Source organism: Roseovarius sp. ZX-A-9, from assembly GCF_028369135.1.
Taxonomy (GTDB): domain Bacteria; phylum Pseudomonadota; class Alphaproteobacteria; order Rhodobacterales; family Rhodobacteraceae; genus Roseovarius.
Window position 1 is genome coordinate 13764 of record NZ_JAPWHW010000001.1, and the last position, 19460, is coordinate 33223.

The window sequence follows — 19460 nt, forward strand, 5'->3', positions numbered from 1 at the left end:
CGCTGGCGGGGTGGTAACCGGTCGCGTACAGCCTTTTCGCGCGGCCAAAATATCGCCATATAGAAACGATGACCGACTCGATCCCCTTTCCCCGTGGCCAATGGCCTGAACTGGAACCCGGCTGGGTGTGGCTATGCGGTGCCGGTCCCGGCGATCCGGGCCTGCTCACCCTGCACGCGCTCAACGCGCTGCGACAGGCGGATGTGGTGATCTATGATGCACTGGTCCAGAAGACGATCCTGGATTGGGCACCGCAGGCCGAACACATCTATGCTGGCAAGCGCGGCGGCAAGCCGTCAGCGGTGCAGCGCGATATCTCGCTCCGGCTTGTCGATCTCAGCCGCGCTGGCAAACGCGTGCTGCGCCTCAAGGGCGGTGATCCTTTCGTCTTTGGCCGGGGCGGTGAAGAGGCGCAAACCTTGGTGCAACACGGCGTGCCGGTGCGGATCATCCCCGGCATCAGCGCGGGCATCGGCGGGCTGGCCTATGCGGGCATTCCCGTCACCCATCGCGACGTGAACCAATCCGTGACCTTCGTGACCGGCCATGATCAGTCGGGCAACACGCCCTCTTCGCTGAACTGGAAGGCGATCGCAGATGGTAGCCAGGTGTTGGTGATCTACATGGGCATGAAGCATGTCGACCAGATCAGCCGCGCCTTGCTGGATGCGGGCCGCCCCGGGGACGAGCCTTGCGCCGTTGTCTGCTCGGCCACCACCGACCAGCAGCAGGTGCTGGAAACCACATTGGCGCGCATGCCTGCCGACATCGCCGCCAGCGGGCTGGAGCCGCCCGCGATCCTGTGCGTCGGGCGCTCTGTCTTGATGCGACAGGTGCTGGACTGGCAGGGCATGATGGCGGGAGATCCGCCGCGCAACACCGACCCGCTGGGCCGGGGGCACCCCGCCGAGGCGTCTTGAGCGGGCTCATCATCGCCGCGCCCGCATCGGGCGCGGGCAAGACAACCGTGACATTGGGATTGCTGCGCCTGTTGCGGCGTCAGGGCATGGCCGTGCGCAGCGCCAAGTCCGGCCCGGACTATATCGACCCGGCATTTCACGCCGCCGCAAGTGGCCAGCCTTGCCTGAACCTTGACGCATGGGCGATGACGCCGGCGCGTATCCGCGCCCTTGTGGCAGGCGATGGGACATTGCTGATCGAAGGCGCGATGGGTCTGTTTGACGGGGCGCCGCCCGACGGGCGCGGCGCGGTGGCCGATCTGGCGCGCATCCTGCGTCTGCCGGTGGTGCTGGTGGTGGATGCAGGCCGCATGGCCGGTTCGGTGGCCCCACTAGTTGCGGGCTTTGCCGGGTTTGCCGCTGACGTACGCGTGGCGGCCGTGATCCTCAACAATGTCGGCTCCGACCGGCACGAAGCAATGCTGCGCCGCGCGCTGGCGCCTCTGGGCCTGCCAGTGCTGGCGGCGCTGCACCGCAATCCGGCACTGGTGCAGCCCTCGCGCCATCTTGGGCTGGTGCAGGCAGGCGAACATCCCGCGCTGGAGACGTTTCTGGAAGCCGCCGCCGACGCGCTGGAGACCTCACTGGACGTGGAAGCGTTGATGGCCCTAGCCGCCCCCCTGCCCGCGCCCGGCACGGCGCGGCATATGCCCCCGCCCGGCCAGCGCATCGCGGTTGCCCGCGATCTGGCCTTTGCCTTTGCCTATCCGCATCTGTTGGCGGATTGGCACAGTGCGGGTGCGGAACTGCGGTTCTTCTCTCCGCTTGCCGATCAGCCCGTGCCCGAGGCCGATTTCATCTACCTGCCCGGCGGCTATCCCGAACTGCACGCGGGGCGGCTGGCGGCAAACCACACTTTCATGGACAGCCTGCGCCGTGCCGCCGACACGACCACGATCTACGCCGAATGCGGCGGTTACATGGTACTCGGGCAAGGTTTGACCGATGCGGATGGCACAGCCCATGCGATGGCCGGGCTGCTCGGGCTGGAGACATCCTTTGCCCGGCGCAAGCTGCATCTGGGCTACCGGCAGCTGACACCGCTCGGCGGCCCATTTGGCGCTGCCTTGACGGGTCACGAGTTCCACTATGCAACGACAGTGACCGCACGCGGAGAGCCGCTCTTTGCCGCTCGCGACGCCGAAGGCAACGCGCTGCCCGATATGGGATTGCGCAACGGGCATGTCAGCGGCTCTTTCGCACATGTGATCGACGCCGCCTGAACAGGGCTTGCTAAGGTCGCCGCAGAGGGCTAGCACGCTCGCCATGACTGAAACCAGCCTCGCCCAGCATGATGATACCCGTGCCCGCCGCAACGTGGCGGTGCTGGTGATGGCGCAGGCTTTCCTTGGCGCGCAGATGCCGATGATCTTCGTCGTCGCGGGGCTGGCCGGGCAATCGTTGGCGTCCAACGTCTGTTTTGCGACGCTGCCGATATCGCTGCTGGTCCTGGGATCGATGCTTTCGGCCACGCCGGTTTCGGCCTTGATGCAGAAATACGGCCGCCGCGCGGGGTTCTTCGTCGGCACGGCCGCGGGCGGCCTCGGTGCGCTTATCGGGGCATACGGTCTTTATGTCGCTTCGTTCCCGATCTTCCTTCTGGGCAGTTTCCTGTCCGGCGGCTACATGTCAGCGCAAGGGTTCTACCGCTTTGCCGCCGTCGACACCGCAAGCGATGCTTTCCGGCCCAAGGCGATTTCCTACGTGATGGCCGGCGGGCTGGTGAGCGCGGTGATCGGCCCGCAACTGGTCAAGCTGACAGCCGACGCGATGGTCGTGACCTTCCTCGGCACCTACCTTGCGGTGATCGCTCTCAACATCGTCGGTTCGACCCTGTTTTTCTTTATCGACATCCCCAAACCGGTGCCGCCCCACGCCGACAGTCCCAAGGGCCGCACCCGGCTGGAACTGCTCAAGACCCCGCGTATCGCGGTCGCAGTGATCTGCGCCATGGTGTCCTATTCGCTGATGAACCTGGTGATGACCTCGACCCCGCTGGCCGTGGTCGGCTGCGGTTACGGCGCCAATGTCGCGGCAGACGTGGTCACCGGCCATGTGCTGGCGATGTTCGCACCATCCTTCTTCACCGGGCATCTGATCGCCCGCTTCGGGGTGGAAAAAATCGTCGCGACGGGGCTGGTGATCCTCGGTGCAGCGGGCTTTGTGGCGCTGAGCGGTATCGAGGTCGAGAATTTCTTTATCGCGCTTATCCTGCTCGGCCTTGGCTGGAATTTCGGCTTCATCGGCGCAACCTCGATGCTGGCGGGCGCACATGAGCCAAATGAACGCGGCCGCATGCAGGGGCTGAACGACCTGCTGGTGTTTGGCGGCGTCACGGTTGCGTCGCTGGCGTCGGGCGGGCTGATGAACTGTTCTGGCGGGGACGCGCAGACCGGTTGGACCGCCGTGAACCTCGCGATGATACCGCTTCTGGCGCTGGCGGGCGGGGCGCTGATCTGGCTCATGATGCGGCCCAAAGAGACCGCGTAAACCAACGCGCGCCGCCGCCCGAAAGGGTTTCGCGAAAACCTGCGTATCAGGTTTTCGCGAAACGATTTATCCCAGCCCCAGTTTGTCTGCCATGAAGGCCAGTGCCACCTGCAACCCGTCGGGCGCGATACCGTGGCCGGTGCCCTTCATCACATGGGCATAGACATCGGTCCACCCGGCACCTTGCAGGGCCTCGGCGGCCTGTGGCAGAGATTGCGGCGGCACCACGTCATCCGCGTCACCATGCACCAGCAGCACCGGCGGGCGGCTGACCACCTCGTCCTCCAGCAGTTCGGGACGCAGCAAACGACCCGAAAAGGCGACGATTCCGGCCACTTCGTCCTCGCGGCGGGGTGCCACATGCAGCGCCATCATGGTGCCTTGGGAAAAGCCGAACAGCACGACCTGCTCGGGCAGCACGTCCTCGTCCACCATCAGCGCATCAAGAAAGGCATTGAGATCATTGGCGGCTGATAACAGGCCGCGCTCGCTCTCTTCCTCGCTCGATCCGTCGATCCATGGGATCGGGAACCATTGAAAGCCCGTCGGCATGCCCGGCACGTTTTCCGGCGCGTCCGGCGCCACGAAAAGAGTATCTGGCAGGTGTTCGCCCAGCGGATCGGCCAACCCCAAAAGGTCCGCCCCGTTGGCACCGTAACCGTGCAGAAACACCACGATCGAACGTGTCGTGCCCGAATGCGGTTCCTTGCGGCCTGATTGCAATACGCGCGTCATCTGATCCCTTCTCTTTTCTTGTCCACCCGGTAGTAGGCCCAAAGCAAACGTGCGGCAACCGATCTCCAAGGGGCCCACGCCTCGGCCATCTGGCGAAAGGCGCGCTCGCGCGGACGCTCTGGCAAATCGTACAGAACGCGCGCCGCCTCTTGCAGGGCCAGATCGCCCGGGGCAAAGACATCGGCCCGCCCGAGGCTGAACATCGCATAGATCTCGGCCGTCCACGGGCCGATGCCGGGCACCGCCGTCAGTGTCTTGATCACGTCATCCGTCGGCGTGGCGCGCAGGGCCGCAAAGTCGATACCCGCAACCGCCAGCGCATGGGCATAGCGGATCTTCTGACGGCTGAGGCCCGCCGCGCGCAGATCGTCCTCGCTGGCGGCGGCAATCTCTGGCTGGGTGGTCAGATGCATGTCCTGCATCCGGGCCCAGATCGCGGCAGCGGAGGCCGTGCTGACCTGCTGGCTGATGATCGCGCTGAGCAATTCCGCGAAACCGTCGGGTCTGCGCCGCAGTGGCAGCGCGCCGGTCTGCGCATAGGCCATTTTCAATCGCGGGCATATCCGGCAGAGCGCCTCGGCGCCTTCATGCACGTCTGCGTCCGTTTCGATGATCCGCCCGATCATAGCGCCAGAACCCAGTCCAGCGCCTGCGACACCGTGCTGACGCGCGGGGCGTCCGGCGGTGCCGGACGGCGCAGCATCAGAACCGGGATGCCCAGCGCGCGTGCCGCCGTCAGCTTGGTGCGCGAGGCCGCACCGCCAGCGTTCTTGACCACCAGCCAATCGACCCCCAGCCGGGTGAAAAGCGCGATCTCGTCCTCGACCGAAAACGGTGGGCGGCCGACCAGAAACTGGCCGTTTTCAAAGGGGAACTCTTCTTGCGGCGGATCGATTTGACGGCACCAGACCCGACGCGGCGCAAGGTTGGCAAACTGCGCCAGCGTCTGCCGTCCGGTCGCCAGAAACACGCTCTCGTCTTCGGCGATATGCTTTGCCGCGTCTTCTTCGCGGTCGATATTGGTCCAGCGGTCGCCCGGCTCCGGGTGCCAGCCGGGACGCAGCAACAGGCAGTAGGGCAGCCCGCGTGCGGCACAGATGCGCGCGGTACGGTCGGTGATCCGGGCGGCAAAGGGATGGGTGGCATCGACGACTGCGGTGATCTTCTCTGTCTCCAGATACGCGGCAAAGCCCGCATCGCCACCAAACCCGCCATGCCGCGTCGGCAATGCCAGATCGCGGGGCGCACGCGTGGCCCCCGCCAGCGAGGCGATGGCAGTCACGCCGTGCCGGGCCAGCGCCTGCGCCAGTTCCTTTGCCTCAGAAGTGCCGGCCAGCAACAACAGAGTCATGCGTCTGCCCGCGCCAGAATGGCGCCCGCCCGGTCGATCACCACGGTATCGGCGCGCACGTTGTCAGGCAGCATGGCACGCACTGCCAACAACGCATTCTCCGCAACCCAGCCGGCCATTGCCGCACCCGCCAATTCATACGCCTCAAGCGCCGTATTCGCCTGCGCCAGCCGCGGCATCCCGATGTCGCGGGCCAGCGCCTCGAAATCCACCTGGCTACGCCCCGAGTGCAGATCGCGCGCGCCCTGTGCCAGTTTGGTCATCTTGCCAATGCCGCCACCGATGGTGATCTGCGGCAACGGGTGCCGGGCCAAGTATTTCAGCAGCCCGCCCGCGAAATCGCCCATGTCCAGCATTGCGTGATCGGGCAGGCCATAGAGGCCCTGCACCACGCGCTCGCTGGTGGCCCCGGTGCAGCCCGCCACATGGGTCAGACCGTCAGCGCGCGCCACGTCGATGCCCCGGTGGATCGACGCGATCCAGGCCGCGCAGGAGAAGGGCCGCACGATCCCCGTGGTGCCCAGAATCGACAGCCCGCCCCTGATCCCCAGCCGTGGATTCCACGTCTTCTGCGCCAGCGCCTCTCCGCCGGGCACGGATATTGTGATCTCGATATCGGGCTTCTGGCCCAGCCGCGCGGCCATTTCCGCCACCGTTCCGCGCAGCATTTCGCGCGGGACCGGGTTGATGGCCGGCTCTCCGGGCGGGATCGGCAGGCCGGGCATGGTCACGGTTCCGACGCCTGCGCCCGCGCGAAAGGTGACGCCGCCGCCAGAGGCCGCGACCCGCGCGATGATCATCGCGCCATGCGTCACGTCCGGGTCGTCGCCTGCATCCTTGATCACGCCCGCCTCGGCCCAGCCATCTCCCTGCGCAGTATGGCAGATGTCGAAGCTTGGCCGTTCCCCCTTGGGCAGAGTGATGCGCACCGAACTTGGCACACCCTCGCCCCAAAGCATCATCAGCGCCGCACGGGTGGCGGCGGTGGCACAGGCCCCGGTTGTCCAGCCGCGGCGCAGGGGGGTGTCGGGTTTCCGGGTCATCGCCCGCGTGATCATAGGGCCGACAGGGGGGCAGGCAATCGCGAAAACGCGCGGCTGTCATCGGTGAGAGCTTCTGCCGCAGGCCAGAGGGCGCCGACGGAGTTGCCCCGCCCAAGGATCATGCCCACATCATGGCTAACACAACCCGCCATAGGAGACCTTCGATGATTTGCCCGAATGACGGCACCCCGCTTGTTATGACCGGCCGCTCGGGGGTCGAGATTGATTACTGCCCAAGCTGTCGCGGCGTCTGGCTGGACCGCGGCGAGCTGGAAAAGATCATCGAACGCTCGATCCTGGCTGCGCCCGTCGCCCCCCCGGACCCGGACTGCGACACGACGGATGCCGAGCAAAAGAAGAAAAAGCGCGGCGGATTCCTGGAAGAGCTGTTTGATTTCTGATCCGCGCACAGGACTGCACAAGCCGAAAGGGCGCGACTTGCGCGCCCTTTCGTTTCGATCTTCAGCCCTGTGGTTCAGGCTCGGACAGCTCGGCCACGCGGCCCTGCAAGCAGCCACGCGATGAAGCCGAGTATCGGCAGCACCAGAATCGCCAGCGTCCAGACGACCTTGGCCGCAGTTGATGTGCCCGATGTCAGCACCTGGTAGATCGCGTAAAGGTCGGCGATCAGGATCAGTAATCCAAACAGACCATATTCCATGACGTTGTTCTCCTGTCTTTCGGGTGTTCTGCAGAATTAACCGGCGAGGACCTGAAAAGTTCCGGAGCAATACCGAGGCGCACAATGATCGGCGGCAGCCCAATTGCGCGCCGAGGCTCATGGCCTGCCCGAGCGACACAAGCCGCAGGTCTGACCGCCGAACCTCGGATTTTGCAGCAACAAATCCCGCCGCGCCTGATCATGCGCGTAGGCGTTACTTGCCTTTGATGTTGATCGTATAGTTTCGGCGCGCTCCCGAAGGTGGCGGCGGAAAAGGCTGCGCTTTGCGCACCATCGCCAGGGCCGCGCGGTCCAAGGCGGCAGAGCCGGACGAGCGGGCGATGGTTGCATTTGCCAGCTGGCCATTTCCGGCAATCGTGAATTTCACCACGGCAACGCCACGTACTGAGCTGCGCGGGCGCGGCACGCGGGACAGACGCCGCATGACCTGTCCGGGGTAATTGGACGCCGCTGCGTTCCCTTCGGCCTTGCGCGTTTTTGCCTTACCTGGCTGGCTGGTTTGGGAAGGTTTTGCAGCTTTTCCGGTCTGCGCTCCGGCCTTGGCATTCCGGCTGGCGTTTCCCTTTGGCTTGGCGGGTTTTGCCACAGGTTTGGCTTGTGGCGGATCGGAGCGCTTTTCAGCCCGCATTTTGGGCCTGACCGACGCGGTCGGGGCTTCCGGCATCGCAGCAACCACGGTTTCAGCCGGAACAGGTTGCGCAGTTGTCTTGGTGGGTGCGGCTTCCTGTTCTGTTGGAGAAGGAGCCATCTCGGGGTTGACCCGGTCGGTGGCACGGGATGCCGCAATCACGTCCGTTGAACTGGCGGGCGATATTGCAGTTGCAACAGTTGGCGACGACTGCGAAACCGCTTCAGATGTCAATACATCGCTGGGCCTGCTCGGGGCGACTGTCGCAGGTTTCGCAGGCTGCGCGACCTCTTGCACGGTGGGCTTGGCCGGGGTCAACGCCGCAGATTTCACCGGCTGAGTGACCTCTTGCACCGCTTCCGTTGGCTGCTGAACACCTTGTGCGAGGTCGGCAAAACTTGACCCAAGGGACGTCTCGGCAACCTGCGCGCCGCCCTCAAGGCGCACAGACGGCTCGGACCATATCAGGGTCATCGCCCCCAGATGCAAGGCAGAGGAGGCCAGCAGGACAACCGAGAAAACCAACCGGGATCGGGCGATCATCGCAGCGCCCTTTCGGTCGAGATCAGGATCTTTTCCGCACCCGCCGCACGGAGTTTCGCCGAGATGCGCAGCAATTCGGCGGCTGGCAAGTCGCGGTCAGGCATCAGGCGCACAATACCGCGAGAGCGATGGTCCGGCCGATCAAGATACGCCGCGACAGAAGTCAGGACGACGCCGCGATGGCGCAGCTCGCCAGTCTTGTCGATGACCAACGCATCGGGCGGTTCGCGCCCTTCCAGCGTCTCAGTTTCGACCAACGAGATATCGCGGTCCATGGGCGGCGAGAGCGTGCCGGCGATCATGAAAAACACCAACATCAGAAACACGATATTGATCAGGGCGATCGTCGGTTCCTGGCGGCGACGGGCAGCGGGGCGTCTCATGTCGGCGCCAGAATGCTGAGGGCGAGCTTTGGCTGAGCGCGCAGGATCACCAGCACGTCGGTCAGGCGCTGCGACGTGACATCGCCGGAAATGCTGAGCAGCAGCTTGGCTTCTCCGTCAGTCACCAGTTCTGCCAGCCGCGTGGAAAGCGACTCGATGCCCAGATGCGCAGTGTTCAGGCGAAGCGTATCGGGCGTGACTTGCAAAAACAGCATCCGGTCTTCCGTGGCCGCGCCCTGCGAGCCTGTTCCCGCCAGTTCGACTTCGGCAAATTTTGAAAAGGTCGAGGACAACATGAAAAACAGGAGCAGCAGAAAGATGACGTCGATCAACGACGTCATCGAAAGCGCGCGGCGGCGGTATCCGGGTCTAAGCGCCATGGGCGGCAGGCTGGCCGATCACGCGTTCTTGCGTGCTGGTTGCCCCGGTCGGGGTCAGGATTGCGGCCAGTCCCCGCTCGGCCAGGATCCGTTCGGAGGCCATCCGGCTTTCCAGCCACGACAGGACCACTGATGTCGGCATGGCGACGCCAAGACCGACGGCCGTCGTCAAAAGAGCAACCCAGATACCGCCTGCGAGCAGCGACGGATCAACCTGACTTCCGGCGGCCTGCAGAGACTGAAAGGCTTCGATCATGCCCAGAACGGTGCCAAAAAGCCCCAGCAGCGGCGCCAGTTGCGCCACAGAATCAAGCAGACGAAAGCCGCGTTCAAGAAGGGCAAAGCACGCCTCGGCCTCGGCCTCTACCCGCGCGCGAATGTCGGATGTATTGCGATGCGCCATCGCCATGCGAAAGGTCGGCGCGAGATAGCTGGTGCTTGCATCCAACCGCACAGCCGCCGCTGCGCGATCGCCCTGATCCCAAGCCTCCACCGCACCTTGCAAGGCTTTGTGGCGCCCGACGCCAGCTTGTTGGAACTGCCATATCTTGTAGAGGATCACACCGGTGGTCAGGATGGACACCGCGATCAGCACAGCGACGACGGGGCCGCCAAGGTCAAGCACCTGACCGAATGCCTGCCGGAGGGTTTGCAGCATGTTCATCCCGTCAACTCCGTGCCGGTGCGACTGCTCAGCCCGAGCGAATTGTCACATATAGGGCTGTCCGTGCCGGCGACCTTGCAGCTACTCGCCCCGTTGATCAGCACCTGCCCCAGCGCATCACAGGCCAACCCGTCTACCAGAAACTGCCGGACCCTTGGCCTGTTCGGGGGAAAGCTGCCAAAGTCGAGAAGCGTCAGTCGATCGACCTGGCCTGCCGTGTTGAACAATACGGTCTCGAACACGACGTTCTCGATCTCCTGCGCATGTCCATTCCTGACCATGAAGCTCAGCAGGCAGCCGGCCTCTGTTGTCTCCTGCGCGTTAAGCTCTACCGACAAGAGCGGCTGGGTTTCCTGCGCCGTCGCCTGTGAACAGACAAGCGATAGGGCTGCGATCAGATGTTTTGACGTGCGCATGGCGAAGCCTCAGAAAGTTCGGGACAGTGTGAGCTTGAAATTGCGGCCCGGCGCCGGGCGCGTGGACAGATGCGGGGTGTAGTCACGATCGAACACGTTCTCGATGCCGACACGGATCTGGGTATCCTTCAGCACGCCGCTCTGCGGCACATAGGTGGCGCGCAGGTTGTGAACGGCGAAACCGGACGAGGACGTGGTGCCGGTGTTGATCGACCTGTTGGCTACAGTCTCCCAACTGACGTCCAGTTCCTCGCCAAATTTCTTGCCCAGGGTGAGCTGCACGCTGTCTGCCGGCAAATTGCGCCAATCCATCGGCGCGGCACCGGGCGCGTATTCAGTTCCGTTCACGACGTTGGCGTTCAGGTCCATGTAGAGACCGCTTTCCAGCGCGTAGGAGACTTCGATTTCCAGACCTTCGGTTTCGATCTTGTCCAGTGCCGGCGCGGGTGGACGCACCCCGGCAAGCGTATAGCTCGTCACATCCCAAAGCTTGGTCTTGTAGAACGTGCCCTTGAGGGCGAGCGTGTCGCCACTGCTGAACACATCGTTGCGCTGGAAGGATGCGCCCAGCTCGTAGGTGCGCGACTTTTCCGACTGGGTGACAAAGGCGGCTGTGCCCAGATCGTCGATGATGGGCAGCCCTTCGGTGTAAGCGGCGCTGCCGAATACGGCCAGTCCGTTGCCAAAGGCATAGCGGACGGACAGCCCGCCCATGAGCGCATCCTTTTTGAAGGTGCCGTTGTTCGGCGCGGTGGAGCCTTTGATCTTCGAGGACTCGTAGCGCAACGCCGGCGTGATGGTCCACGCATCACCGATGCGCATTTCGTCGACCGCAAACACCGCCACGCGGTTGTCTTCGCCGCCGGGGGTACTGTTGGCATTGCGCCGCGTGCGGCGTGCAAATTCCAGCCCGGTGCGCAACTCGTGCCCGATCAGGCCGGTCTGGAAGAGGCTGGTATTCTTCAGGGTCAGCTTGGTGGTTTCATACCGGTGGTCGGAATTCACCAGCGGCAGCAGCCCGGCTCCGGCGGGCGTCCCTTCAAGGGGCGAACTGCCGGCAACGTAGCTCTGGTCGATCTGCTGGTCCGCGTAGGAAAGCACAACGTCGAGATCCACCAGATCGTTTTCCAGCGGGTTGAAATTGTAGCTGAGCACTGCGGTGGTGGACTCCGTATCGCGGTCCACATTGCCGAATGCACCGGCTGTGGTGGTAAAGGTGTCGAACGGCACGTCATTTTCGCTGGAGGTCGTTCGGGACAGGCTGAAGGTAAGCGAATGTTCACGATCCTCGCCAAAGGTGTATTTCGCCTTGATCAGGCCGGATGGCAGCGTGAAGGCACTGTTGCCAATGGGGGTGCCATTGCCGTCGGTCTGGTTGTCCTGATCGCGCCATGTGTAGTTCAGCAGGAATTCCAAATCCTCTGTCGGCTGCCATGCCAGCACGGTGGATGACGTGATGCCGTCACCATTGCTGCTGAATCCCAGCGTCTGGCCACCGGCAAAGCCGACCTTGCCCCCGGTAAAATCGGAGGCGTCCTTGGTTTCGAGCAGGACCACACCGCCGACGATCCCCGAGCCGTATTCGAAACTGCCCACCGTACCGCGAATGACGCTGACCGATTTGTAGAGCAGCGGGTCGGTGAACAGTTGCGTGCCGATGCGATAGAGTTTTTCCGCGCCGACGCTCGCGCCATCAATTTGCACCGAGACTTTCTGATCGGTACCGAATGTGCTGTTGGCGCCGTAACCACGGATGTTGATGCCCGATCCCTGCGGGGTCGAACCGTTCACGAGGCTGACACCGGGGACCGAATCGATCAGTTCTGCGATCGTGCCTGCCTGCCGGTCGTCGATCTCTTCCTGATCGACCTCGGTGATCGGAACGGCGGTGTCCGTCTGCACGGCGCGCTTGCTTTCCCCCAGGACCAAAGTGCCAAGGAAACCGTCCGCGGCCTCTTGGGCGCGGGGCGCGCTGATGTTGAATGTCAGGATGGACAGGCTTGTGGTGCCTATCAATAGAGCACGTGTTCGGGCGGCGGTGGTCATGAATATCCTCGCAAGCGTAACTGTGTGCCGGATGCTTGCGGGTAGCTGGCGAGGGCATTGAAACTTTTTCGCGCCAATTTGCATGGCGTTCTTGCAGCTTCTAAAAAGTCATACTAAAACTGTCAACAATAAAGGTTTAGTATTTTACTTACCTTTTGCCAGCCGCGTGCATTTCCGCACCTCGCCAGCCCCCCCCCCACATCAATGACATGGCCAGAGGTGCTGTATGACTATGACCCAATCCGATTCCCCCAGCCCAGATCATATCCGCGCGTTTCGGACCGAAAATCCGAACATGCGCGAGCGCGATCTGGCGGATAAGCTGAAGATCAGCGAAGCCCAGTTGATCGCCGCCTATTGCGGTGAGGGGGTCACCCGCGTGGAGGCGCACCCCGACAAGGTGATCGGTGCCGCGCAAACCTTGGGCGAGGTCATGGCGCTGACCCGCAATCCATCCTGCGTGAACGAAAAGGTGGGCGTCTATGACAACTACCGCTCGGGCAATCATGCCGCGATGGTTCTGAACGGGGATATCGACCTGCGGATTTTCCCCAGCCATTGGTGCCACGCCTACATGGTCGAAAAGGAAACCGATAACGGCATCCGCCGCAGCCTTCAGGTGTTCGATGCCGCTGGCGATGCGGTCCACAAGATTTTCCTGCGCGAGAGCTCTGACCTTGCGGCGTGGGAACAGGCCAGGACCGAACTGCGCCTTGCCGATCAGGCCCAGACACTGGCCGTGTCCGAGCGCAAGCCTGACGAGCCCCCGAAGGCCGACCTGTCCAAGTTGGACATCCTGCGCAAGGAATGGGCGCGGATGACGGACACCCATCAATTCATGCGCCTGACCTCCAAGCTCAAGATGAACCGACTTGGTGCCTATCGCATCGCCGGTGCCCCCTTTGTCCGCGCGCTTGCGCCTGAAACGGTCGATCAGATGCTGCACCGCGTCGCGGGGAGCGGGATGGAGATCATGGTTTTCACCGGCAATCGCGGCTGCATCCAGATCCACTCCGGCCCTGTTGAAACATTAAAGGCGATGGGGCCGTGGCAGAACGTGCTCGACCCACGGTTCAACCTGCATCTTCGCCTTGATCACATTGCCGAGGTTTGGGCCGTCGAAAAGCCGACGCAGCGTGGCCCTGCCGTGTCAGTCGAGGCGTTCAATGCCGAGGGCGGCCTGATCGCACAGTTCTTTGGCGTCGGGCTGGAAGGCCGCGACAGCCGCGCCGAGTGGGGCAAGCTGGTAGCGAGCCTTGAAGGGCTGAATACACAGGTGCCTGCATGACCCGTTTGCGGATCAGGACAGGCCTGCGCATCGTATCATGTGCGCTGTTCATGGCGGCAGCGATGCCAGCACTCGCCGAAGGCAAGCCGGACAGTATCGTGTCTATCGGCGGGTCCGTCACCGAAATCATCCACGCGCTGGGTGCGGGCGACCGTCTGGTCGCGCGCGATACGACATCCAACTACCCGCCCGAGGTCATGGCGCTGCCGGATGTCGGCTATATGCGCGCGCTGTCGGCCGAAGGTGTTCTGTCGGTCGATCCTGAGCTGATCATCGCAGAAGGTGGCGCCGGGCCGATCGAGACCATCGCCGTTCTGGAGGGGGCCAACATCCCCTTCGTCACGGTGCCGGATGATTTTTCCGCGTCCGGCATCCGCGCCAAGATCATCGCCGTGGGCAAGGCCATCGGGGAAGAGGCCAGTGCGACGGCCCTTGCCGATGATTTGCACCGCCGGTTGACCGAGGTGCAGCAAGCCTCCGAGGAGAAAGCGGCCCAGGATAAAAAGCGGGTCCTTTTTGTCCTGAGCACGCAGGGCGGCCGCATCATGGCGTCCGGCAGAAACACCGCGGCGGCAGCGATGATCGAATTGGCCGGAGCCGAAAATGCCGTGACGGCGTTCGATGGATACAAGCCATTGACCGATGAGGCGGTGATCGCCGCCGCACCCGATGCGATTTTGATGATGGAACGCGAGGGCGATCATGACAGCTCGGTCGAAGAGTTGCTGCAAATGCCGGTCATTGCGTCGACCCCTGCCGCAAAGTCTCGTGCTGTGATCCGGATGGATGGGCTTTACCTGCTGGGGTTCGGACCGCGCACTGCCGACGCGGTCGCCGATCTCAGCCGCGCGCTTTACGGCGGCTGAACGCATGGCGGTGATTTCCGATATCGACATGCCTCGGGATCGTCGGGGGCGGGCGCGGCGCGCGCATCTCTGGCTGGCGTTGTTGCTCGTGATGATCAGCATCGCCAGCCTTGCCACCGGCGCATCCGGCACCTCGCTCTGGGGCGCGTTGCAAAAGCTGGCATCAGGCCAGCAACTCGACCGGATGGAGCAGGTCGTGCTGTGGGATATCCGCCTGCCGCGAATGATCCTTGGCATCTGTGTCGGCGCGTCGCTTGCGGTATCCGGCGCGGTGATGCAGGGCCTTTTCCGCAATCCACTGGCAGACCCCGGTATTGTCGGCGTGACCGCCGGTGCCAGCTTGGGCGCCATCACTGCGATCGTGCTGGGTGGTTTTTTACCTCTGGGCCTGATGGCGGCGGTTGGTTTCTGGCTGGTTCCGCTCGCGGCGTTCCTGGGCTGCTGGACCGCGACGATCGCGCTTTACCGCGTTTCGACACGGCGTGGGCGCACATCGGTCGCCACGATGCTGCTGGCGGGCATCGCGCTGGCCGCGCTGGCGGCGGCACTGTCCGGCATCCTGATCTACGTGGCGAATGACGCCCAATTGCGCGATCTGACCTTCTGGGGGCTTGGCTCGCTCGCCGGGGCAACATGGACCAAGACACTGATCGCGGGTCCGATCATCCTGATAGCCATCGCCATTGCAACGACCATCGCGCACGGCCTAAACGGTCTGGCTTTCGGCGAAGCGACCGCATCGCATATGGGCATCCCGGTTCAACGGGTGAAAAACACGTCGGTACTGGTGGTGGCGGCAGCTACCGGGGCGGCTGTCGCGGTCTCGGGCGGTATCGGTTTCATCGGTATCATCGTACCGCATCTGCTCCGCCTGTCGACAGGGCCGGATCATGAGCCGCTCTTGATCAATGCGGCCCTGCTGGGGGCCAGTTTGCTGCTGATCGCGGACGTGATCAGCCGCGTCATCATCGCCCCGGCCGAGCTTCCCATCGGCATCGTTACTGCAATTCTGGGCGCGCCGGTGTTCTTGTGGATCCTGCTACGCAGGCGCGGATTGGTGGACCTATGACGCTCGAAGCACGCAACATCCATGCAAGTATCGGCAAGAAGCAGATCCTGCACGGAATCGACTTCACCGCCCATGCGGGGCAGATCACGGCCATCGTCGGCCCGAACGGATCGGGTAAATCGACGCTGCTAAGGGCGATCACCGACGAAGTTGATTTTACCGGCAAGGTCATGCTGAACGGACAGGACACCGCGACGCTGAAACCGTGGGAGCTTGCAGCCATGCGGGGCGTGTTGCCGCAGGCCGCAACGCTGGCCTTTCCGTTCACGGTGATCGAAGTCGTGCGCATGGGGCTGATGGCCGGCATCTCGGGCGGGCGTGGGGATATACCTGCGCGCGCGCTGGATGCGGTCGGGCTCGACGGCTATGGCGAACGCTTTTACCAGGAATTGTCCGGGGGCGAACAACAGCGCGCCCAATTGGCCCGTGTCTTGTGCCAGGTCTGGCAGCCCATCGTCGATGGTTCCCCCCGCTGGCTGCTGCTGGACGAACCCGTGGCGAGCCTCGACATCGGCCATCAGCTTCTCGTCATGCAATTGATGAAGGATTACGCCGCGCGTGGTGGTGGCGTGGTCGCCGTCATGCATGACCTCAACCTGTCTGCCATGTTCGCAGATCGGATCGCCATGATCACGGGCGGCACGCTTCTGATCTCCGGCTCGCCTCACGAGGTCATCCAGAATGATGTTTTGTCGAAGGCCTATGGCTGTGCATTGAAGGTCAACACTGCCCCGGATGCGGGTCAGAGCTTTGTTCTGCCGCACCTTGCGATTGCGCTCTGACCGGCGGCGCAAATCGGCGTCCCACGCGGCGGTGCCTGCCTTCAGTGCAGTGGCTGCAACCGCATAGCGTCACCGCTCCCGCAAAAAACCGCGCCCGCCCGGCCTGCCATCGCGGCCGGGATTCGGGTCATCGTGGTTGCCCAAGGCCCTCGCAGCCTATATTTGCTGACAGAACGCGGGGCACAAGAGGCGCAGATGACATCGAAGGTCGAAATGCCGCTCTGGGCGTTGCTGTTACTGCTGGCCTTCGCCGCCGTGACCTTTGCCTCGCATTTCCTGTTTCCTTCGGTGCGCTGGTTCTTTCGCCGCAGGCTGGAACGCGCGGTGGCCAAGCTCAATACCAAGCTGACCCGCCCCATCGAGCCATTCAAGCTGGCCCGCCGCCACGACATGATCCAGCGGCTGATCTACGATCCGCAGGTCACTCAGGCCATCGTGGACTATGCGCGGCGCAACAATGTGCGCGAGGATGTCGCGTTTCAGAAAGCGCGCTACTATGCGCGCGAAATCGTCCCCAGCTTCAGCGCATTCGCCTATTTCAGCTTTGGCACGAGGCTGGCCAACTGGCTGGCACGGGCGCTGTTTTCCATACGCACAGGGCCGATGAACACCGCCATGCTGGAGCGGATCGAGAAGGACGCGACGGTCATCTTCATCATGAACCACCGCAGCAACATGGATTACGTTCTGGTGACGACGCTGGTGGCCCGAGCCTCGGCGCTCAGCTATGCGGTGGGCGAATGGGCGCAGGTCTGGCCGCTCAGCCGCCTGATCAAGTCGATGGGCGCCTATTTCATCCGTCGGCGCGCGCGCGGCGGGCTCTACCGCACGGTGTTGGCGCGCTATGTTCAGATGGCGACGCAAGGCGGCGTGACCCAGGCGATCTTTCCCGAAGGCGGGCTCAGCGTCGACGGGGTGACCCGACCGCCCAAGCTGGGCCTGCTGTCCCATGTGGTCGAGGCGTGGGAACCCGGCGGGCGGGATGTGGTCTTTGTACCCGTCGCGATAAACTATGACCGGGTGCTGGAGGACCGCGTGCTGGTCGCCGCCGGCACGCGTGGCGACCGGCGTTTTCGGGCCCGGATGTCGGTCATCGTGCGGTTCATGCTCAAGATGATCTGGCAGCGGTGGCGCGGCCGGTTTCAGCGTTTCGGCGTTGCCGCCGTGGTCTTTGCCGAACCGGTGAAGCTGAGCGAGTATGGCGCGGCACCCTCTGTGGAGGCGCTGGGCACCGACCTGATGAATCGGATCAAGGACGCCATGCCGTTGCTTTCTGTCCCGATGCTGGCGCGCGTGATGTTGCGGGCGGACGGGCCGCTGGACACCGCCGGCATTCAGGCCGCCGCCATGCAGGCCGCGCGCGAGGCTAAGTCCAATACACCGCTGGTCTCTGGCGATGCGCTGCCAGGCGCGATCAGTCACGCCCGCCTTTTGCTGGAGCAGCGCCAGTTGATCGAGAAAATCGGCGATGGCTGGCAGGCGGTCGAAGCCGAACGCCCGCTGTTGGGCTTCTACGCCAATTCAATCGCGCATTTCTTCCCCGAGGATGCTGCGACTGCAAAGTGAATTGCTGCAGTCGCTGGGTCATAAAATTACCAAACCGCCCCCTCGGGGCATTGCATTGTTGCGCTCACCTCAGTATCTCAGGGAAACATCCCGCGATTCTGCATTGCGGCGAAACACTGAAAACTGCGGCTTACGCCCGATACGCAACGACATGAGGGAGGCTGATCATGGCTCTGGACACCGAACCCGGGATCGCTGAATACGACGCGCCGGAAAAAGACCTCTACGAAATGGGCGAAATGCCTCCGATGGGCTATGTGCCCAAACAGATGTACGCATGGGCGATCCGCCGCGAGCGCCACGGCGAACCGGATACCGCGATGCAGATCGAAGTCGTCGATGTGCCAACGCTGGACAGCAACGAGGTGCTGGTTCTGGTGATGGCCGCAGGCGTCAACTATAACGGCGTGTGGGCCGCGCTTGGCCTGCCGATCAGCCCGTTCGACGGCCACAAGCAGCCCTACCATATCGCCGGCTCCGATGCGTCAGGCATCGTCTGGGCCGTGGGCGACAAGGTGAAGCGCTGGAAGGTCGGCGACGAGGTCGTGGTGCATTGCAATCAGGACGACGGCGACGACGAGGAATGCAACGGCGGCGATCCGATGTATTCCACCAGCCAGCGGATCTGGGGCTACGAGACCCCCGATGGCAGTTTCAGCCAGTTCACCCGCGTTCAGGCACAGCAGCTCATGCCGCGCCCGAAGCATCTGACATGGGAGGAATCGGCCTGCTACACCCTGACGCTGGCCACCGCCTACCGGATGCTGTTCGGTCACGAACCGCATGACCTGAAACCCGGCCAGAACGTGCTGGTCTGGGGCGCCTCCGGTGGTCTCGGTTCTTACGCGATCCAGCTGATCAATACTGCAGGCGCCAACGCGATCGGTGTCATCTCGGACGAGGACAAGCGCCAGTTCGTGATGGATCTGGGCGCCAAGGGTGTGATCAACCGCAAGGATTTCAAATGCTGGGGGCAACTGCCCACGGTCAACACGCCCGAATATGCCGAATGGTTCAAGGAAGCCCGCAAGTTCGGAAAGGCGATCTGGGACATCACCGGCAAGGGCAACAATGTCGACATGGTGTTCGAACATCCCGGCGAGGCAACGTTCCCGGTCTCCACGCTGGTCTGCAAGAAGGGCGGCATGGTCGTCATCTGCGCAGGCACCACCGGGTTCAACTGTACCTTCGACGTACGGTACTTGTGGATGCACCAGAAACGCGTGCAGGGCAGCCACTTTGCCCATCTCAAGCAGGCCGCCAGTGCCAACAAGCTGATGCTGGAACGCCGTCTTGATCCGTGCATGTCAGAGGTGTTCAGCTGGGACGACCTGCCCAAAGCCCACATGAAAATGCTGCGCAACGAGCACAAGCCCGGCAACATGTCGGTGCTGGTGCAGGCCCCGAAGACCGGCCTGCGCACGGTCGAGGATGTGCTGGAAGCCCGCAGCTAAGCCATCGCTCCCGACTTGCGAATGATCGCCCGCGAAACGGCACACCGTTCCGCGGGCGTTTCTTTGCCTGCCGCATGCGGGCATCAATGCCGCCAGTTAACCGTCCATTAAACCG

Annotated in this window: 21 protein-coding genes; 10 read left to right on the forward strand and 11 right to left on the reverse strand. The window is 63.4% G+C overall.

Annotated features, from left to right (window positions below):
• Positions 1–68 precede the first annotated feature (68 nt).
• The 3 genes from cobA to O3306_RS00080 are packed head-to-tail and all read left to right on the forward strand — an operon-like array spanning position 69 to position 3449.
• A complete protein-coding gene (gene cobA / locus O3306_RS00070; RefSeq protein ID WP_272001624.1) occupies positions 69–920 on the forward strand; it encodes a uroporphyrinogen-III C-methyltransferase in 852 nt (283 codons plus the stop codon).
• Entirely contained in the window at positions 917–2182 is a 1266-nt protein-coding gene (locus O3306_RS00075) for a cobyrinate a,c-diamide synthase (RefSeq protein WP_272001627.1), read from the forward strand. Before cobA ends, O3306_RS00075 begins: the two co-directional genes overlap by 4 nt.
• Positions 2183–2225: 43 nt before the next feature.
• Positions 2226–3449, forward strand: coding sequence for an MFS transporter (locus O3306_RS00080; RefSeq protein WP_272001629.1), 1224 nt, complete (start codon positions 2226–2228; stop codon positions 3447–3449).
• Between the two features lie 66 nt (positions 3450–3515).
• Here O3306_RS00080 and O3306_RS00085 read toward each other — a convergent pair whose 3' ends face one another.
• The 4 genes from O3306_RS00085 to O3306_RS00100 are packed head-to-tail and all read right to left on the reverse strand — an operon-like array spanning position 3516 to position 6578.
• Positions 3516–4184, reverse strand: coding sequence for an alpha/beta hydrolase (locus O3306_RS00085; protein ID WP_272001631.1), 669 nt, complete (start codon positions 4182–4184; stop codon positions 3516–3518).
• On the reverse strand, positions 4181–4810 hold the full coding sequence (locus O3306_RS00090) for a DNA-3-methyladenine glycosylase family protein (RefSeq protein ID WP_272001633.1): 630 nt from the start codon (positions 4808–4810) through the stop codon (positions 4181–4183). Before O3306_RS00090 ends, O3306_RS00085 begins: the two co-directional genes overlap by 4 nt.
• Positions 4807–5535 (reverse strand): cobalt-precorrin-6A reductase, encoded by a 729-nt coding sequence (locus tag O3306_RS00095; RefSeq protein WP_272001635.1) that lies wholly within the window; start codon positions 5533–5535, stop codon positions 4807–4809. The genes O3306_RS00090 and O3306_RS00095 overlap by 4 nt, the downstream gene beginning before the upstream one ends.
• A complete protein-coding gene (locus tag O3306_RS00100) occupies positions 5532–6578 on the reverse strand; it encodes a cobalt-precorrin-5B (C(1))-methyltransferase (RefSeq protein ID WP_272001637.1) in 1047 nt (348 codons plus the stop codon). The genes O3306_RS00095 and O3306_RS00100 overlap by 4 nt, the downstream gene beginning before the upstream one ends.
• Positions 6579–6742: 164 nt before the next feature.
• On the opposite strand from O3306_RS00100, the gene O3306_RS00105 reads away from it, so the two are divergent.
• A complete protein-coding gene (locus tag O3306_RS00105) occupies positions 6743–6979 on the forward strand; it encodes a TFIIB-type zinc ribbon-containing protein (protein WP_272001639.1) in 237 nt (78 codons plus the stop codon).
• Positions 6980–7053: 74 nt separating this feature from the next.
• On the opposite strand, the gene O3306_RS00110 is transcribed toward O3306_RS00105, so the two are convergent.
• The 7 genes from O3306_RS00110 to O3306_RS00140 form a co-directional block, all read right to left on the reverse strand.
• Complete coding sequence (locus tag O3306_RS00110) at positions 7054–7239, reverse strand: PLD nuclease N-terminal domain-containing protein (RefSeq protein ID WP_272001641.1); 186 nt, start codon at positions 7237–7239, stop codon at positions 7054–7056.
• Positions 7240–7453: 214 nt separating this feature from the next.
• On the reverse strand, positions 7454–8431 hold the full coding sequence (locus tag O3306_RS00115; RefSeq protein WP_272001643.1) for a TonB family protein: 978 nt from the start codon (positions 8429–8431) through the stop codon (positions 7454–7456).
• Entirely contained in the window at positions 8428–8814 is a 387-nt protein-coding gene (locus O3306_RS00120; RefSeq protein WP_272001645.1) for an ExbD/TolR family protein, read from the reverse strand. The genes O3306_RS00115 and O3306_RS00120 overlap by 4 nt, the downstream gene beginning before the upstream one ends.
• Positions 8811–9194: an ExbD/TolR family protein gene (locus O3306_RS00125; protein WP_272001647.1), complete on the reverse strand. Its 384-nt coding sequence runs from the start codon at positions 9192–9194 to the stop codon at positions 8811–8813. The genes O3306_RS00120 and O3306_RS00125 overlap by 4 nt, the downstream gene beginning before the upstream one ends.
• Entirely contained in the window at positions 9184–9858 is a 675-nt protein-coding gene (locus O3306_RS00130; RefSeq protein ID WP_272001649.1) for a MotA/TolQ/ExbB proton channel family protein, read from the reverse strand. Before O3306_RS00130 ends, O3306_RS00125 begins: the two co-directional genes overlap by 11 nt.
• Complete coding sequence (locus O3306_RS00135; protein ID WP_272001651.1) at positions 9855–10274, reverse strand: hypothetical protein; 420 nt, start codon at positions 10272–10274, stop codon at positions 9855–9857. Before O3306_RS00135 ends, O3306_RS00130 begins: the two co-directional genes overlap by 4 nt.
• A gap of 9 nt (positions 10275–10283) precedes the next feature.
• A complete protein-coding gene (locus tag O3306_RS00140; protein WP_272001653.1) occupies positions 10284–12320 on the reverse strand; it encodes a TonB-dependent receptor domain-containing protein in 2037 nt (678 codons plus the stop codon).
• A gap of 232 nt (positions 12321–12552) precedes the next feature.
• On the opposite strand from O3306_RS00140, the gene O3306_RS00145 reads away from it, so the two are divergent.
• From O3306_RS00145 to ccrA, 6 genes are all read left to right on the forward strand, one after another.
• Complete coding sequence (locus O3306_RS00145; RefSeq protein WP_272001655.1) at positions 12553–13608, forward strand: hemin-degrading factor; 1056 nt, start codon at positions 12553–12555, stop codon at positions 13606–13608.
• On the forward strand, positions 13605–14474 hold the full coding sequence (locus O3306_RS00150; protein ID WP_272001657.1) for a heme/hemin ABC transporter substrate-binding protein: 870 nt from the start codon (positions 13605–13607) through the stop codon (positions 14472–14474). The genes O3306_RS00145 and O3306_RS00150 overlap by 4 nt, the downstream gene beginning before the upstream one ends.
• A 4-nt stretch (positions 14475–14478) precedes the next feature.
• Positions 14479–15543, forward strand: a complete 1065-nt coding sequence (locus O3306_RS00155; RefSeq protein ID WP_272001659.1) for a FecCD family ABC transporter permease — start codon at positions 14479–14481, stop codon at positions 15541–15543.
• A complete protein-coding gene (locus tag O3306_RS00160) occupies positions 15540–16325 on the forward strand; it encodes a heme ABC transporter ATP-binding protein (protein WP_272001661.1) in 786 nt (261 codons plus the stop codon). The genes O3306_RS00155 and O3306_RS00160 overlap by 4 nt, the downstream gene beginning before the upstream one ends.
• A gap of 195 nt (positions 16326–16520) precedes the next feature.
• Positions 16521–17891 (forward strand): 1-acyl-sn-glycerol-3-phosphate acyltransferase, encoded by a 1371-nt coding sequence (locus tag O3306_RS00165; RefSeq protein ID WP_272001662.1) that lies wholly within the window; start codon positions 16521–16523, stop codon positions 17889–17891.
• Between the two features lie 167 nt (positions 17892–18058).
• Positions 18059–19345 (forward strand): crotonyl-CoA carboxylase/reductase, encoded by a 1287-nt coding sequence (ccrA, locus tag O3306_RS00170; protein ID WP_272001664.1) that lies wholly within the window; start codon positions 18059–18061, stop codon positions 19343–19345.
• The last annotated feature ends 115 nt before the right edge of the window (positions 19346–19460 follow it).

Excerpts from the sequence above, each read along its gene's own strand:
- cobA (WP_272001624.1), top strand. The coding sequence starts at position 69 with ATGACCGACTCGATCCCCTTTCCCCGTGGCCAATGGCCTGAACTGGAA.
- O3306_RS00080 (WP_272001629.1), top strand. The coding sequence starts at position 2,226 with ATGACTGAAACCAGCCTCGCCCAGCATGATGATACCCGTGCCCGCCGC.
- O3306_RS00085 (WP_272001631.1), bottom strand. The coding sequence starts at position 4,184 with ATGACGCGCGTATTGCAATCAGGCCGCAAGGAACCGCATTCGGGCACG.
- O3306_RS00090 (WP_272001633.1), bottom strand. The coding sequence starts at position 4,810 with ATGATCGGGCGGATCATCGAAACGGACGCAGACGTGCATGAAGGCGCC.
- O3306_RS00095 (WP_272001635.1), bottom strand. The coding sequence starts at position 5,535 with ATGACTCTGTTGTTGCTGGCCGGCACTTCTGAGGCAAAGGAACTGGCG.
- O3306_RS00100 (WP_272001637.1), bottom strand. The coding sequence starts at position 6,578 with ATGACCCGGAAACCCGACACCCCCCTGCGCCGCGGCTGGACAACCGGG.
- O3306_RS00105 (WP_272001639.1), top strand. The coding sequence starts at position 6,743 with ATGATTTGCCCGAATGACGGCACCCCGCTTGTTATGACCGGCCGCTCG.
- O3306_RS00110 (WP_272001641.1), bottom strand. The coding sequence starts at position 7,239 with ATGGAATATGGTCTGTTTGGATTACTGATCCTGATCGCCGACCTTTAC.
- O3306_RS00115 (WP_272001643.1), bottom strand. The coding sequence starts at position 8,431 with ATGATCGCCCGATCCCGGTTGGTTTTCTCGGTTGTCCTGCTGGCCTCC.
- O3306_RS00120 (WP_272001645.1), bottom strand. The coding sequence starts at position 8,814 with ATGAGACGCCCCGCTGCCCGTCGCCGCCAGGAACCGACGATCGCCCTG.
- O3306_RS00125 (WP_272001647.1), bottom strand. The coding sequence starts at position 9,194 with ATGGCGCTTAGACCCGGATACCGCCGCCGCGCGCTTTCGATGACGTCG.
- O3306_RS00130 (WP_272001649.1), bottom strand. The coding sequence starts at position 9,858 with ATGAACATGCTGCAAACCCTCCGGCAGGCATTCGGTCAGGTGCTTGAC.
- O3306_RS00135 (WP_272001651.1), bottom strand. The coding sequence starts at position 10,274 with ATGCGCACGTCAAAACATCTGATCGCAGCCCTATCGCTTGTCTGTTCA.
- O3306_RS00140 (WP_272001653.1), bottom strand. The coding sequence starts at position 12,320 with ATGACCACCGCCGCCCGAACACGTGCTCTATTGATAGGCACCACAAGC.
- O3306_RS00145 (WP_272001655.1), top strand. The coding sequence starts at position 12,553 with ATGACCCAATCCGATTCCCCCAGCCCAGATCATATCCGCGCGTTTCGG.
- O3306_RS00150 (WP_272001657.1), top strand. The coding sequence starts at position 13,605 with ATGACCCGTTTGCGGATCAGGACAGGCCTGCGCATCGTATCATGTGCG.
- O3306_RS00155 (WP_272001659.1), top strand. The coding sequence starts at position 14,479 with ATGGCGGTGATTTCCGATATCGACATGCCTCGGGATCGTCGGGGGCGG.
- O3306_RS00160 (WP_272001661.1), top strand. The coding sequence starts at position 15,540 with ATGACGCTCGAAGCACGCAACATCCATGCAAGTATCGGCAAGAAGCAG.
- O3306_RS00165 (WP_272001662.1), top strand. The coding sequence starts at position 16,521 with ATGACATCGAAGGTCGAAATGCCGCTCTGGGCGTTGCTGTTACTGCTG.
- ccrA (WP_272001664.1), top strand. The coding sequence starts at position 18,059 with ATGGCTCTGGACACCGAACCCGGGATCGCTGAATACGACGCGCCGGAA.